This window comes from Cellulomonas sp. KRMCY2, assembly GCF_000526515.1.
Taxonomy (GTDB): Bacteria; Actinomycetota; Actinomycetes; order Actinomycetales; family Cellulomonadaceae; genus Actinotalea.
In genome coordinates, this window is record NZ_JAGF01000001.1 from 3,052,885 (window position 1) to 3,067,846 (window position 14,962).

At 73.2% G+C, this 14,962-nt stretch carries 12 protein-coding genes; 8 read left to right on the forward strand and 4 right to left on the reverse strand.

The window, feature by feature from the left end; translation table 11 throughout:
* The first annotated feature begins 213 nt into the window (after nucleotides 1-213).
* From K415_RS0114410 to K415_RS0114430, 5 genes are read left to right on the forward strand one after another with little or no spacing between them, the layout of a single operon-like run.
* Nucleotides 214-1,659, forward strand: coding sequence for a GH1 family beta-glucosidase (locus tag K415_RS0114410; protein WP_024287749.1), 1,446 nt, complete (start codon nucleotides 214-216; stop codon nucleotides 1,657-1,659).
* Between the two features lie 34 nt (nucleotides 1,660-1,693).
* Nucleotides 1,694-1,996, forward strand: coding sequence for a hypothetical protein (locus K415_RS24740; RefSeq protein ID WP_024287750.1), 303 nt, complete (start codon nucleotides 1,694-1,696; stop codon nucleotides 1,994-1,996).
* Nucleotides 1,993-2,850 carry an HAD family hydrolase gene (locus K415_RS0114420; RefSeq protein ID WP_231494906.1) on the forward strand — a complete coding sequence of 286 codons (858 nt, stop codon included), beginning with the start codon at nucleotides 1,993-1,995 and terminating at the stop codon, nucleotides 2,848-2,850. The genes K415_RS24740 and K415_RS0114420 overlap by 4 nt, the downstream gene beginning before the upstream one ends.
* A 10-nt stretch (nucleotides 2,851-2,860) precedes the next feature.
* Nucleotides 2,861-3,631 (forward strand): alpha/beta hydrolase, encoded by a 771-nt coding sequence (locus K415_RS0114425; RefSeq protein ID WP_024287752.1) that lies wholly within the window; start codon nucleotides 2,861-2,863, stop codon nucleotides 3,629-3,631.
* A gap of 45 nt (nucleotides 3,632-3,676) precedes the next feature.
* Nucleotides 3,677-4,543: an alpha/beta fold hydrolase gene (locus K415_RS0114430; RefSeq protein ID WP_155859477.1), complete on the forward strand. Its 867-nt coding sequence runs from the start codon at nucleotides 3,677-3,679 to the stop codon at nucleotides 4,541-4,543.
* Between the two features lie 102 nt (nucleotides 4,544-4,645).
* Here the strand turns inward: K415_RS0114430 and K415_RS0114435 are convergent, their stop codons facing one another.
* Together K415_RS0114435 and K415_RS0114440 are read right to left on the reverse strand one after the other, a co-directional pair.
* Nucleotides 4,646-5,080, reverse strand: a complete 435-nt coding sequence (locus K415_RS0114435; protein WP_024287754.1) for a hypothetical protein — start codon at nucleotides 5,078-5,080, stop codon at nucleotides 4,646-4,648.
* A complete protein-coding gene (locus K415_RS0114440) occupies nucleotides 5,073-7,406 on the reverse strand; it encodes a lipoprotein (protein WP_024287755.1) in 2,334 nt (777 codons plus the stop codon). The genes K415_RS0114435 and K415_RS0114440 overlap by 8 nt, the downstream gene beginning before the upstream one ends.
* A 263-nt stretch (nucleotides 7,407-7,669) precedes the next feature.
* Between K415_RS0114440 and K415_RS22920 the strand changes: the two genes are divergently transcribed.
* The 3 genes from K415_RS22920 to K415_RS0114455 are packed head-to-tail and all read left to right on the forward strand — an operon-like array spanning nucleotide 7,670 to nucleotide 11,206.
* Entirely contained in the window at nucleotides 7,670-9,226 is a 1,557-nt protein-coding gene (locus K415_RS22920) for a hypothetical protein (RefSeq protein ID WP_155859478.1), read from the forward strand.
* Nucleotides 9,223-10,209: a hypothetical protein gene (locus K415_RS0114450; protein WP_024287757.1), complete on the forward strand. Its 987-nt coding sequence runs from the start codon at nucleotides 9,223-9,225 to the stop codon at nucleotides 10,207-10,209. The genes K415_RS22920 and K415_RS0114450 overlap by 4 nt, the downstream gene beginning before the upstream one ends.
* 46 nt (nucleotides 10,210-10,255) lie before the next feature.
* Nucleotides 10,256-11,206 carry a tetratricopeptide repeat protein gene (locus K415_RS0114455; RefSeq protein WP_024287758.1) on the forward strand — a complete coding sequence of 317 codons (951 nt, stop codon included), beginning with the start codon at nucleotides 10,256-10,258 and terminating at the stop codon, nucleotides 11,204-11,206.
* A 62-nt stretch (nucleotides 11,207-11,268) separates the two neighbouring features.
* Here the strand turns inward: K415_RS0114455 and glgB are convergent, their stop codons facing one another.
* Both glgB and K415_RS24750 read right to left on the reverse strand, forming a co-directional pair.
* On the reverse strand, nucleotides 11,269-13,470 hold the full coding sequence (gene glgB / locus K415_RS24745; protein WP_024287759.1) for a 1,4-alpha-glucan branching protein GlgB: 2,202 nt from the start codon (nucleotides 13,468-13,470) through the stop codon (nucleotides 11,269-11,271).
* An 84-nt stretch (nucleotides 13,471-13,554) separates the two neighbouring features.
* The gene (locus K415_RS24750) at nucleotides 13,555-14,955 is read right to left on the reverse strand and encodes a hypothetical protein (RefSeq protein ID WP_024287760.1); all 1,401 of its coding nucleotides are present in this window, start codon (nucleotides 14,953-14,955) and stop codon (nucleotides 13,555-13,557) included.
* Nucleotides 14,956-14,962 lie beyond the last annotated feature (7 nt).

Below are 14,962 nucleotides of genomic sequence, written 5' to 3' on the forward strand. Positions count from 1 at the left end.
AGCACGTCGCATCTCGGTAGGGCCCAGCACGGAGAACGCTCCTTGATCATGAGGCTCGCGCAAGCCTACAGGGTGGCTCGGCGAGTGCTTCGGACGTGCAGCGCCCCGACGGGGGGTACCTGTCCAGGATGGTGCCCACGCCCGGCGTGGCCGCGCTCCCACTATGTGGACCGGGCCGACCGAATCGGTTCGATCGAGGCAGGATATGGCCCCATGACGACGACGCCATCGGCCGGCCGCACCTTCCCCCATGACTTCGTGTGGGGCGCCGCGACCGCTTCGTACCAGATCGAGGGCGCGGTGGACGAGGACGGGCGGGGCCCATCCATCTGGGACACCTTCGCTGCCACCCCCGGTCGGGTCCTCGACGGGCACACCGGCACCGTGGCGGCCGACCACTACCACCGGACCGCCGCCGACATCGCGATGATGCGGGAGCTCGGTCTCGACGCCTACCGCTTCTCGCTCGCCTGGCCGCGCATCCAGCCCATCGGCTCCGGTGCGTTCAACCAGAAGGGGCTCGACTTCTACTCGACGTTGATCGACGACCTCCTCGAGGCCGGGATCGACCCCGTCGTGACGATGTACCACTGGGACCTGCCTCAGGCCCTCGAGGACGCGGGTGGCTGGCCCAACCGCGAGACCGCCCTGCGCTTCGGCGACTACGCCGCGAAGATCGTCGAGACGTACGCCGACCGGGTCACGGTCTGGACGACGCTCAACGAGCCGTGGTGCTCCGCCTACCTCGGCTACGGCTCCGGCGTGCACGCGCCCGGCCGGACCGACGGCGCGGACGCCCTGGCCGCACTGCACCACCTGAACCTGGCGCACGGCCTCGGCGGTCGCGCGGTCCGGGACATCCTCGGTGACACCTCGCAGCTCTCGCTGACCCTGAACCTGCACGTCGCCCGCCCGGACGACCCGGAGTCGGCAGGCGACCTCAACGCTGCCCGCAAGATCGACGCGCTGGCGAACCGGGGGTTCCTCAACCCCGTCCTGGACGGGTACTACCCGCCGGACCTCATCGAGGACACGAAGGAAGTCACCGACTGGTCCTTCGTCAAGCCGGGTGACCTCGAGATCACCCACACCGGCCTCGACGTGCTCGGGGTGAACTTCTACTCCACCCAGCGGGTGCGCACCTACACGGGCGACCACGCGCGGGTGATGGCTGACGGTCACGGGAACGCCGCCGCGTCGCCGTGGATCGCCGCCGACGACGTGGAGTTCCTCGTCCAGCCGGGCCCGTACACCCAGATGGGCTGGAACGTCGACCCGACCGGCATGACCGAGCTCCTGGTGCGGCTCTCCCGGACCTACCCGGACCTGCCGATGATGATCACCGAGAACGGCGCGTCCTTCGCCGACGAGGTGGCACCGGACGGCAGGGTGCACGACGTGGAGCGCGTCTCCTACCTCGCCCGCCACCTGGACGCCGTCGGGCAGGCGATGGACGCCGGCGCCGACGTGCGCGGCTACTTCGTGTGGTCGCTGATGGACAACTTCGAGTGGGCCTACGGGTTCCACCGTCGGTTCGGGATCGTGCGCGTCGACTACGAGACCCTCGAGCGCACCTGGAAGGACTCGGCGTACTGGTACCGCGAGCTCCTGCGCACCGACGTGCTGCCCCCGGTGGAGCAGGCCGCGCAGCTGGCCTGAGCCGGACCACGACGGCGCGGGGGGAGAATGCCTCATGCCGTCGGGACGTAGATCAGGCAAGCGGCCCTGGGCGCAGGAGCACCCGGAGCTCGACGTCGACCGTGCCATGGGTGGTCGACGCGTCGAGGCTGCCCCCGACGGTCGATGGACCGTGCAGGCCGTTCCCGGCACGGGTTCGAAGACCTACCGGTGCCCCGGGTGCCACCAGGGGATCGGCCCCGGTACGGCGCACGTCGTCGCCTGGGCGAACGACTCCCTGCTCGGCGCCCAGACCGCTCTGGACGACCGCAGGCACTGGCACACCGCCTGCTGGCAGACCCGCGGCCGGCGCCGGTGAACGAGGCGCTGCCGCGGCCCCGGCTGATCGCGTCGGACCTCGACGGGACCCTGCTGCGCGATGACGGCCGGATGTCGGCGCGCACCGTGGCCGCCCTGCTGGCGATGCAGGCTGCCGGCATCGAGGTGGTCTTCGTCACCGCCCGACCGCCTCGCTGGGTCGACGAGGTCGCGCACGCCGTCGGCGACCACGGGGTCGTGATCTGCCTCAACGGTGCCTTCGTGTACGACGCGACGCAGCGCAGCGTCCTGGCCGAGCAGGCCATGTCCGACGGCCTGGTCCGTCAGCTCACCGCGGACCTGCGCTCGGCCCTGCCGACGATCGCCTTCGCGGCCGAGCGGCGCGGCGGGTTCGCCACCGAGCACCGCTTCTCCGGGCCGCACCCGGTCCCCGACGGGTCGCCCGCCGCATCGATGATCGAGGACCTGCTCGACGGCGCGACCGGCAAGCTCCTCGCGCGGTGCGTCGAGGTCCCCGACGCCGACCTCGTCGGGCTGGTCGCCGAGGTGCTCGCCGACCGCGCGATCGTGGCGTACTCCGGTGCCGTGGGCCTCGCCGAGATCAGCGGACCGGGGGTGACCAAGGCGTCGACCCTGGCCCGCTGGGCGGCTGAGCGGGGTTTCTGCCCGGGTGAGGTCTGGGCGTTCGGGGACATGCCGAACGACCTGCCGATGCTGCGCTGGGCGGGTCGATCCTTCGCCGTGGACAACGCCCACCCCGCGGTCCGGGCCATGGCCGACCACGTGTGCGGCTCCAACCAGGACGACGGCGTCGCTGCCGTCCTGGAGTCGATCCTCTCGGCAACCACCGGCAGCCACCGACAACCACCGACAGCCCCAGGCAGGGCCCGATAGGCTTCGGGTGATGAGCAGCGACAGCGCGGGCGGCACCGAGATCCGTGCCCTGAGCATCCTGCCCGCGCGTCGGACGGACATCGAGCTGCACACGGCGGACGGTCTGACCCTCGTCGGCGAGCTGGCTCTGCCCGCGGTCCGGCCACCGGTGGCGACCCTCGTCACGCTGCACCCGCTGCCGACGCACGGCGGCTTCATGGACTCCCACATCCTGCGCAAGGCCGCGTGGCGGCTGCCTGCGCTCGCCGACCTGGCCGTGCTGCGCTTCAACACCCGGGGCACCTCCAGCGCACGGGGGCGCAGCGAGGGCACCTTCGACGGCGGCCGCGGCGAGCACTTCGACGTCGTGGCGGCGATGGAGTACGCCGAGTTCCACGACCTGCCCCGCCGGTGGCTCGTCGGCTGGTCGTTCGGGACCGAGCTGGCCCTGATGCACGGCGCCGACCCGTCGGTCGAGGGTGCGATCCTGCTCTCGCCGCCGCTGCACCAGGCGTCCGACGCCGACCTCGCCGCATGGGACGAGCTCGGCAAGCCCCTGGTCGTCCTGGTCCCTGAGCTGGACGACTACCTGCGTCCGGACGAGGCCAGAGCCCGGTTCGCGGCCGTGCGGCAGGCCGAGGTGATCGGCGTCGAGGGCGCCAAGCACCTGTGGGTGGGGGAGGCAGCCGTGCGGCGCGTGCTCGACGAGATCGTCCAGCACGTCCTGCCGGGTCACCCTCCGTTGCCCACGACCTGGGCCGGCCCGGTGGACATCGCGGGCGAGGACGACGAGACACGCTGAGACACTGGTGCCTGACGGGTACCGGACGACGACACGGAGGGTCTGATGACGACGGACGGCATGGTGCGGCTGCACACACTCCGGCGGGGTGTCCCAGCGACGTTGCCGCTGGTGCTCATCCACGGCTTCCCGCTCGACCACCGGATGTGGCTGGACGTCACGGACCTGCTCGCCGGCGACCGCACGGTGATCGCGCCGGACCTGCCCGGCTTCGGCTCGTCGCCGACGGGTCCGGATGTCGCCAAGGCCCTGGGGGCGGACCCGGCCGTCGCATCGATCGACGTGATGGCCGACGGGGTCGCGGCCGCGCTCCGGGCAGCGGGCGTGGATCGGGCGGTCATCGCCGGGCTGTCGATGGGTGGCTACGTCGCGATGGCGATCACCGAGCGGCACCCCGACCTCGTCGCAGGCCTCGGCCTGATCGACACGAAGTCCACGGCCGACGACGAGGGGGTCCGGGCGATGCGTCGGGCGATCGCCGACACGGTCGTCGCCGAGATGCTCGTCGACGCGGTCTTCGGGATGCGCACGTCCGTGCTCGGCGCCACGAACCGGGTGGCGCGACCGGACCTGGCCGAGCGGATCGAAGGGTGGATCCGTGACCAGGGTCCGCACGCGGTCGCCTGGGCGCAGCGTGCGATGGCGGCTCGTCCCGACCGGACCGCCGTGCTGGCCGCCTACCGCGGCCCGTCGGTCGTCGTGGTGGGCGACGAGGACGAGCTGTCTCCAGTTCCCACCGCGCAGCACATGGTCGACGTGCTGACCGACACCGAGCTCGTCGTGGTCCCGCGTGCGGGTCACATGACGAGCAACGAGAGCCCGGAGCCGGTGGCGTCGGCGCTGGCGCTGCTGCTCCGGCGAGCCGAGCGCGCCCAGCCGGACCTGACGTCGTTGTCGGGCGTCACCGTCTGACGCCACAGTCGGCCGTCTCGGCCCGGTCCGGTTCGCGGCCGGGCTGGGTGGTCCGGGCGGGCGGGCGCGGGCGGGCTGGGCGGGCTGGACGGGCGCGGGCGGTCAGGTACGACGCGGGGCGTCGCCCAGGGCGATCGCCAGGGCGTCGACGAGGTCGATCGACTCGCCGTCCCGCCCACCCTTGCCCAGCACGAGCGGAGGCTCGCTGGGCACCGGCGTCGCACCGGTGACCAGCGATCGCAGGCGGGGCGGGACGCTCAGGACGTAGAACTCGCCATCGGTGCCCACCGCGACGCTCTCGTTGCGGCGTAGGTACCAGCCCTGCAGCAGCGTCCGGTAGCGGCTCTGCCCGTCGTAGCTGCGCGCACGCAGGTGGACCGGCTCCAGGCCGCGCTCGGTGGCGGTGCGGACGAAGTCGGCAATCAGCGCGCGCGCCTGCGCCGACTCGCCCGTCTGTCGTTGTTCGAGGGCCTTGGCGTGCGCCGCCGCAGCCTCGCTGCGATGGTCGCGCCAGGCCTGCGAGCCGTCGTCAGGCACCCCTGCGGGCCCCCTTGCGCCGGTTGTCCGCTGCGGTGGTCAGCGCGTCGTCGTCGGACGGGTCCTCGGTGACGCCCTGGTCGTCGGCGGTGCCCTGATCCGCCTCCGGTTCGCCGTCGGCCGGGTCCGGTTCGAGGTCGGGGACGACGAAGCCGGCGGCAGCCTCGTCGGACGGCACGTCGCCGGCCGCGGCTGCCTCGACCTCGGACGCCTCGGCCGCGGCTACGTCGACCTCGGACGCCTCGACCTCGGATGCGTCCGCCTCGTCGTCGGCTGGCTCGGCCCCGGCCTCGGGAGTCTCGACCTCGGAGGCGCCCGCCTCGTCGTCGGCGACCGTCTCGTCAGCCACCGTGTCATCAGCAACCGCCTCGTCGTCACCGACGTCGTGACCACCGGAATCCTGCTCGTGCACGCCGTTCTCGTCGGACACCGGGGCACCCTCGACCGTCACGGCGGTCGCTGCGAAGCGTGCCTCGACGTCGTTGGCGCGCTCGAGCGTGAGTCGTGACGGCACCGGGTCGTGGCCGAGCAGGTTGCGCAGCTCGTCCAGGTAGGACGTGATCGACTCGCGCTGACGGTTGAGGTCCTCGACCTGGCGCTGGGCGCTGGTGCGCTCGCGCTCGGCCTCGATCATCGCCTCCGAGAGCGTCTTCTCGGCGTGCTCGCGAGCCTCCGCGACGACGCGATCGGCGTTCCGGCGTGCGTTGGAGAGCAGGTCCTTGGCGTGCGAGTCGGCATCCTTCCGGACCTTCTCGGCCTGCTCGAGCGCGTTCGCGACGCGCAGCTCGGCCTCGGCGGCGTGCGCCTCGGCGTCGGCGACGAGCCGCTCGGTCTCGACCCGGGCCGCCTCGTGGCGCTCGGCGTCGGAGCGCTCGGCTGCCTCGCGACGGGTCGCGATGGCGATCTCCGCCTCGGCGAGCGCCGCGCGCACCTCCTCGCGGCGTGCGTCGGCCTCGGCTGTCGCGCTCGTGGTCACGTCCGCCGCCGTGCGACGGGCTTCGGTGAGCTGGCGGTCGACCTCGAGCCGCGTCAGCTCGCGCAGCTCGGTGGTCTCGCGCTCCGTGGTCGTGAGCAGCTCGGTGGTCTCCCGCTCGGCCAGCGCCCGCAGCTCGGTGGTCTCGCGTTCCGTCGTGGTCCGCAGGTGACCGGCCTCACGCACGGTGGTCTCGCGCAGCTCGGTGGTCTCCCGCTCGGCGGTCGCGCGGAGCTCGAGGGCGTACTGCTCCGCCTCGGCTCGCACCTCGGTGACCTCCTGGGTGAGCGCGTTGCGGGTCATCGTGAGCTCGTCGGCGACGGCGGACCGCTGCTCGGCGACCTCGCGGTCGGCGGTCGCCTTCACGAAGCCGGCGTACTGGTCCGCCTCGGTGCGCAGCGCGGTGGCACCGACCTCGGCGCGACGGAGCACCGCTCGCGCCTCGCGCTCCGCGGCGCCACGAACGTTGTCGGCGTATTCCTGGGCCTCGGTGCGCAGGGCGGCTGCGGCCGACTCGGCGCGCTGGTAGAGCTCGGCCGAGCCGGTCTCGGCGCCTGTGCGCAGGGCCGCGGCGTACTGCTCGGCGTCTGCGCGCAGGGCCGCGGACTCCGCCTCGGTGCGCTGGCGCAGCTCGGTCGTGTCGACGTCGGCCGACGCGCGAAGGTCCTGGGCGTACCGCTCCGCCTCGTCACGGGCCCGGCTCGTCTCCGCCTGGCTCGTCGACCGCAGCTCGGCGGCGGCCTGCTCGGTGGACACGCGCAGCTCGGTGGTCTCGAGCTCGACGGTTGCTCGCAGGGTGCCGAGCTCGCGCTCCAGACCGGTGCGGCGCTCGTTCTCCTCGGTCGTGATCGCGCTCGAGATCCGAGCGGCCTCACGCTCGGCCGAGCCGACCAGCTCTTCGGCCCGCCGCTGGGCGGCGGTCAGGGTGCTCTCGGCCTCCGACGCTGCCGTGCTGCGCAGCTCCTCGGCCTCGCGGCGTGCCGTCGCCAGGAGCTCGGCGACCTCGTTCTCGGCGCGCGCCCGCAGCTGACCCGACGCGAGCTTCGCCCGCGCCAGGGAATCGGCTGCCTGCGCGTTGGCCTGCGAGACGACGTCGGAGGACTGCTCCTCCGCCGACCGCAGCAGCTGCTCGATCCGGGTGCCGAGCCCGGAGTAGGTGGGGCGCTCGGCCTCGCGGAGCTGGCGGTGCGCCTCGGAGAGCTCCCCGGACACCTGCATTGCCTTGTTGTCCATCTGCTCGACCTGCGCGCGTGCGTCGGTGAGCTGCTGTTCGAGCTGCTGGAGTCGCTGCTCGACCTGGGCGCGCTCGTAGCCGCGCATCACCACCGGGAAGAGCGATCGCTCGTCGGGCACAGGAAACCTCCTGGGAGAGCCGCCCTGGCGCCTCTGGATGGCGTCAGGCACGCCGGCCAGGACCCCGACCTGTGACGGTCGTGGTCAGCACCGGTTCACCACGGGCAGCCGATCGGCAGGCCCGGCGCCCAGCCTAACGGTCGACGCCGCGGGGCCCCAGCCGAACGGTCGACCTGCCTCGACAGGGGTGCGCGGTCGTGACTCACCGTGCCCGGAACGTGCCTCTCGCCTAAGGTGGACCGTCACGTCTGAAGGGACGGCCTGTGCTCCAACGTGTTCTCGCGTCGCTGTTGTGCGTGCTCGGCGCTGCTGCCATCGGCCTCGGGATCGCCTCGGCGACCCTCTGGCGGTCGTCCGACACCCTGGTCGCCACGGGGTCGGCCGCACCCGGCACGACGCTGCTGATGACCGAGCCCGGCGTGCTCGATCTCGCCGCCGACGAGGTGACCGTCACGGCGTCGGCGGAGTCCGGTGAGCAGATCGTGATCGCCCTGGGACGCACCGCGGACGTCGAGGCGTGGATCGGCGACGACGCGCACACCCGGGTCACCGGCCTGGCGAGCTGGGATGCCCTGAGCACGGTGGACGTCGCGGCGGTCGAGCAGCCTGCGGAGGGTGAGGCGGCCCCTGCGGAGGGCGAGGCAGCGCCCGCGGAGACTGAGGCAGCGCCCGCAGAGACTGAGGCAGCGCCCGCAGAGACTGAGGCAGCGCCCGCGGAGGCCGAGGCGGCGCCCGCTGAAGGTGAGGCGGCACCTGCCGAGGGCGAGGTCGTGCCCGGTGCCCCGGATCCGTCCGGGTCCGACCTCTGGCTGACGGAGGTCGCCGGCGCGGACGAGGCGACCCTGGAGTGGACCCGCCAGGACGGCAGGTGGAGCGTCCTGGTCGCGACCACGGGCGAGGACGCGGGCCCGGCGACGATCACCCTGACCTGGCCGCAGGTCGTCACGACACCATGGCTCACGCCTGCTGTCGGCGGCGGCTCGGCCCTCCTGCTCGCCGGTCTGATCTGGTGGGTCCTGCTGCTGATCCGTCGTCGGCGGCCGGCTCCCGTCCTGGTCACCGCCGGCCGGGTACGGACCGCTGCGCACGCGGCGCCGGAACCGGCACCGGAGAGCCCGGCCGATGTCGTGACGGTGCCGCTCACGCGTCGTGCCATCCGCGAGCTCGAAGAGGCACAGAGCCGCCGCCACGAGCGCGAGCGGACCCGCTCGGCGTTCCCGGTGCGGATCGCCGGCCCGGATCACGGTGCTGACGACCGTCACGGTGCTGGTGTCAGCGGGACGCCGGGCGCCGCACCGCTGGGGAGCGGGAACGACACTGCTTCCCGGAGCGCGAGCCATCGGTCGACGGTGCCGGAGCCGGAGCCGGAGCCGGTGTCGCACGAGCCGGTGTCGCACGAGCCGGTGCCCGACGGGCTGGTGTCCGACGAGTCGGTCGACGGACGTGCACGCCGCGAGTCCGCGGTCCGGTGGGGCAGACGTCCGATCCTCAACCCGCGGCTGCGTCGTTCCCGCCGTGATGCGACAGGTCCGGACGCGACCGGTGACGCCGTCGTCGCGTCGACCGCAGCCGTCTTCACCCCTGGCGGGACGCCGACCGGCGCACCACCGGTGCAGGCGCCACCGACGTCGAGCACGTGGGGCCATGCGGTCTCCGGGCCGACGGCCGCCCATCAGGCGTCGGCATCGGCCGACGCCTGGCGACGCGCCTGGGGCTTCCCGAACGCGGGCTCGGCCCCCGATCCGGACGGCAGGCCGGCTGCCGGGACACCCGAGGGCAACGACGACCAGACCGGCACCACCCAGGGAGGCCACCGATGACCGGTCGGCGTGTCACCGTCGCGAGCACCCTCACCGTCGCCGCCCTGCTCCTGGCGGCGTGCACCCCGCCACTGCCCGTACCGGCTCCCGACGCCGTGCCGGCCGCCATGCCGCCGGCGATCTCCACGGAGCAGGTCGAGCGCATCCTCGCCGACCTCGACGTGACGGTCGAGGAGGCGGACGTGGCCTACAGCGCCGACCTGCTCGATCCTCGGCTGACCGGCCCGGCCCGCGCGATGCGGGCCACCGAGTACGCACTGCGCCTGGCGGGCGACACCGAGGCGATCACCGCCGTGCCGCCCGTGGCGCAGACGATCGTCGCGCCGACGACGGACACCTGGCCGCGCACCGTGATGGTGATCACCGAGCCGCCCGAGGACCTCCAGGCCCCGCTGCTGCTGACCCTCGTGCAGGAGGGCCCGCGCGACCCCTATCGGCTGTGGTCGTGGGCGCGGCTCTTCCCCGGTGTCGCCGTCCCGGCGATCGCCCAGCCCGAGGTCGGCAGCCTGCCGGTCGAGCCCGACGCGGAGTCGCTCGCGGTGTCGCCGAAGGCGGTCGTCGAGCAGTACGTCGACGTGCTGACGAGCGGCGCGGGGTCGCAGTACGCCGCATCGTTCAGCGACGACCCGTTGCGCGCCGGGATCGTCGCGACCCGGGAGGCCTACGCCGGTCTCGTCGTCGACAAGGGCAGCCTGACCGAGACCTACCAGCCGTACGAGTCGGGCCCGTACTCGATCGCGACGGCCGACGGTGGTGCGATCGTCGTCGGGGCCGTCCAGACCGTCACGACGATCACCCTCGACGACAGCACCCTGACGATCGGCGACCAGACGGCAGCCCTCCTCGGCAAGCAGACCGTGGCGAGCAACCTCGCCATCACCTGGTTGAGCGTCGTCGCCTTCGCCGTCCCGCCGGCCGGCTCGACCGACCCCATCACGGTGCTCGGCGCCGAGCACTCCCGCATGCAGGTGACGGGCGAGTAACCTCCCCCCGTCACGACCAGCCGGACCGCGAAATGAGAGCAGGACGATGACCCAGCCAGCCGGACCCCAGCCGCGCCTCGACGTGCGCGGTGCAGTCGACCTCTCGAACCTCGGTCGCCCGCCCGCCCCGGCGCCCGGTGGCCCGGCGGCCGGCGGTCCTGGCGCTGACTCGGCCGGTGTCGTGGTCGACGTGACCGAGGCGAGCTTCGCCGACGTCGTCCAGCGGTCCGTCCAGGTGCCTGTCGTCTTCGTCCTGTGGGCGGCGTGGAGCGAGGCGAGCACGGCCGTCACCGAGACGCTTGTCGCACTGGCCGGCGAGTACGGCGGCCGCTTCCTGCTGGCCCGCGTCGATGCCGACGGGAGCCCGCAGATCGCCCAGGCCTTCGGTGCGCAGACCGTGCCGGCCGTCGTGGCCGTGCTCCGCGGGCAGCCGCTCCCACTGTTCCAGGGGCAGGCCGGCCGCGAGGAGATCCGGGCCGTCCTCGACCAGCTCCTGCAGGCGGCCGCCGCGAACGGGGTCACCGGGACGGTGACCGGCCCCGGCGAGGAGCCGCAGGAGGTCGCTGAGCCCGAGGAGCCGCCGCTGCCGCCGCTGCACCAGGCTGCTTTCGACGCGATCGAGCGGGACGACCTCGACGCCGCCGTCGTGGCCTACGAGCAGGCGCTGCGACAGGACCCGCGCGACTCGATGGCGGCCGTCGGCCTCGCACAGGTCGGGCTGCTCCGCAGGACCCATGACGTCGACCCGGCCGCGGCGCGCGAGGCCGCCGCGGCAGCACCGAAGGACGTCGACGCCCAGCTCGTGGTCGCGGACCTCGACCTGCTCGGTGGGCACATCGAGGATGCCTTCGCGCGTCTGGTCGACCTCGTGCGGGTGACCGCCGGGCCGGACCGCGAGGCGGTGCGGCTGCGGCTGATCGATCTCTTCGCCGTTGTCGGCGACACCGACCCGCGCGTGCTCGCGGCCCGGCGTGCGCTCGCCAGCGCGCTGTACTGACTCGCCGGCGCTACAGACTCGCCGGCGCTGCAGACCTCGCCGGCGAGCTGTCCTGAGCTGCCCTACTGCCCCTCGGGCACCAGCATCAGCGTGCCGAGCGGCGGGAGCTGCAGGGTGACCGAGTACGGCCGGCCGTGCACCGAGTCCGCGACGGCATGGGCCTGGCCGAGGTTGCCGACCCCTGAGCCGCCGTACGGCTCGGCGTCGGTGTTCAGGGCCTCCCGCCAGGTGCCACCGCTCGGCAGGCCGAGGCGGAAGTCGTGGTGCGCGGTCCCGGCGAAGTTGACCACCACGACGACGACCCGGCCGCTGCCGTCGCGCCGGAGGTAGCTCAGCACGTTGTGCCCGGCGTCCTGGGAGTCGATCCACTCGAACCCGGCCGGGTCGTTGTCGAGGGCCCAGAGGGCGGGCTCGCCGCGGTAGAGCCGGTTGAGGTCCGTCACGAGACGCGAGACGCCTGCGTGCTCGGGGTAGGCGAGGAGGTGCCAGTCGAGGCCGAGGCCCTCGGCCCACTCGTTCGACTGGCCGAACTCGCCGCCCATGAACAGGAGCTGCTTGCCCGGGTGCGACCACTGGTAGGCGAGCAGGGACCGGAGCCCGGCGGCCTGCTGCCAGTGGTCGCCCGGCAGCTTGCGCAGCAACGAACCCTTGCCGTGCACGACCTCGTCGTGGCTCAGCGGCAGCACGAAGTGCTCCGAGAACGCGTAGACCAGCGAGAACGTGACCTCGTGGTGGTGGTAGCGCCGGTTGATCGGCTCCTCCGCGAGGTAGCGCAGGGTGTCGTTCATCCAGCCCATGTTCCACTTGAGCCCGTACCCGAGGCCGCCGGCATCGGTCGGTGCCGTGACACCCGGCCAGGCGGTCGACTCCTCGGCGATCATCAGGATGCCCGGCGTGCGACGGTAGGCCGTCGCATTCGTCTCCTGGATGAACCGGATCGCCTCGAGGTTCTCCCGCCCGCCGTGGATGTTGGGCCGCCACTGCCCGTGGCTGCGCGAGTAGTCCAGGTAGAGCATCGAGGCGACCGCGTCGACCCGCAGGCCGTCGATGTGGAACTCCTCGAACCAGTAGGTGGCGTTGGCGACCAGGAAGTTGCGCACCTCGTTGCGACCGAAGTTGAACACGTACGTGCCCCAGTCGGGCTGCTCGCCGAGCAGCGGGTCCGGGTGCTCGTACAGCGGGGTGCCGTCGAAGCGGCCGAGCGACCACTCGTCCTTGGGGAAGTGCGCCGGGACCCAGTCGAGCAGGACGCCGATACCTGCCTGGTGCAGGCGGTCGACCAGGTAGCGGAAGTCGTCGGGGTGGCCGAAGCGTGCGGTGGGCGCGTAGTAGGAGCTGACCTGGTAGCCCCAGGAGCCACCGAACGGGTGCTCGGCGACCGGCATCAGCTCGATGTGCGTGAAGCCGAGACTCTGGACGTACTCGGTCAGCTGGTCGGCGAGCTCGCGGTAGCCGAGGCCCGGCCGCCACGAACCGAGGTGGACCTCGTAGATGCTCATCGGGCCGGTGTGCGGGTTGCTCGCCGCGCGGTGGGCGAGCCACTGCGCATCGCCCCAGGTGTGGCCCGACGCGATGACGACCGACGCCGTCGCCGGTGGCACCTCGGTGCCCTTGGACAGCGGGTCGGCCTTCTGGCGCCACGACCCGTCGTTGCCGAGGATCTCGAACTTGTAGCGGTCACCGGCGACGACCTCCGGGACGAAGAGCTCCCAGATGCCGCTGCCGCCCAGGCCCCGCATGGCGTGCGCCGCACCCTGCCAGTGGTTGAAGTCGCCGACGACCCGCACGGCCCGCGCGTTCGGCGCCCACACGGCGAAGGCCGTCCCGGTGACCTCGCCCAGGACGCTCGGGTAGGTGCGCACGTTGGCGCCGAGGACCGTCCACAGCTCCTCGTGCCGACCCTCGCTGATCAGGTGGAGGTCCACCTCGCCGACGCTGGGCAGGAACCGGTAGGGATCGTCGGCCACCGTCGTCACGTCGCCGTAGGTGACGCGCAGGCGGTAGTCGGGTACCCCGGCTGCACGGATCGCGCAGACCCACACCCCGCCGTGCTCGTGCCGGGCGACGTGGTCGCCGTCCGGCGTGACGACGACGACCGCGTCGGCGAGCGGCCGCAGGACGCGGATCGTCACGATGCCGCCGTCCTGGTGGCCGCCGAGGATGCGGTGCGGGTCCTGGTGGACGCCGCCCGCAATCGCGTCGAGCTCGGCGGTGAGCACCTCACGTGCTTCGGGTGCTGGCAGAGAGCTCGGCGACGTGGTCATGGGTTCACCCTGCCACGGGCGGAGCCTCCTCGCACGGGTCCGAGCACGTGGCGGGGCAGCAGCGCGACCGGATGCGCCGTCCGGTCAGGGGAGGAGGCCGAGCAGACGGTCGACGGCGTCCAGCGGGATGGCGACCCAGTCCGGCCGGTTGCGGAACTCGTAGACGACCTCGTACAGCGCCTTGTCGAGCTCGAGGGCTGCGAGCAGCAGGTCCTCAGCGGCGTCCTGGTCGATGGCAGGGCCCTGGTCCGCCTCCTGGTGGTAGCCGGTGACCAGCTGGGTGCGCGCGGTGGCGGCCCACTGCGATGAGGACGCGTGCCCGACGGCGGCCGCGTAGTCGATCGAGCGGAGCATCCCCGCGAGGTCGCGCAGGGCGAGATCCGGCCGGATCTTCTCGGCGGCGGCCGCCTGCGGCTCACCCTCGAAGTCGAGCACCGACCAGCCGCGCGCCTCGGAGCGGAGCACCTGGCCGAGGTGGTAGTCGCCGTGCACCCGCTGGAGTGGTGGGAGGCCTTCGACGCGTTCGACGGCGGTGAAGGCCCGGTCGATCGCCGGCACGCGTCCGAGCAGCACCGGGGCGGCCTCGACGGCTGCGGCGGCGCGGCTGCGCAGGGTCGCGACGACGGCATGGGTCGCCGCGGCCCGTGCTGTCGGGCTGCGGGGTCCCCGCTCGTCCGAGCGGACCGGCAGGGCCGTCCGCAGGGCGCGGTGCATCTGCGCCGTGGTCCGCCCGAGGTCATGGGCGAGGGCCCCGAAGTCGACACCGTCGCGCGCGCACCGGCACGCGAGCTCGAAGCCGTCCTCGGCGTCGGGCACGAGCTCGCTGAGCACGCCGAGGTGCCCGACGTCGTCCCGGCTCGGGTCGGCGCCCGGCCACGAGCCGGTCAGCCAGGCCAGCGGGCGCGGTACGCCGGGCCAGCCGACGCGGCTCAGGGCGAGCGGGACCTCGACGTCGGGGTTCGGCCCGGCGCTGAGCCCGCGGAAGACCTTGAGGATGGCGGGTGTGGGGGTCGCCGGGACCAGGACCGACGTGTTGGACTGCTCGCCGGTGAGCACCCGGGCCCCGGTGAGGTCGGCCCCGGCGATCGGCTCCGGCGGGTCCGCAGGTTCGGCAGCGGCGAACCAGGCACGCAGGAAGGCGGCGTCGTGCGGGCCGTCGACGACCAGCCGCGATGCGCCGTGCCGGCCACCGGGCAGGGTGCCGATCACCCCGGGCCGGTCGAGGCCGTCGTCGTCCCGGACCACGACCGGGACCTGGAGGGTCCCACCCTGGGGCAGCCGGAACAGGTGGACGAGCACCTGGGCCTCGGCCGACGGATCGACGAGGTCGATGACGGCGACGGGGTGCACCGTGGTGCCGCTGCCCTTCGCCGGGAACCAGCGCTGCCGTGGCGCCCAGTCCTGCAGGAGCGCGAGCATCTCGTCGGACGGTTGGGCGCGCCCGACGAGCGGGTGGTCGGTCGTGCTCGGTGTCCTCGCGTCCATCGCGCTC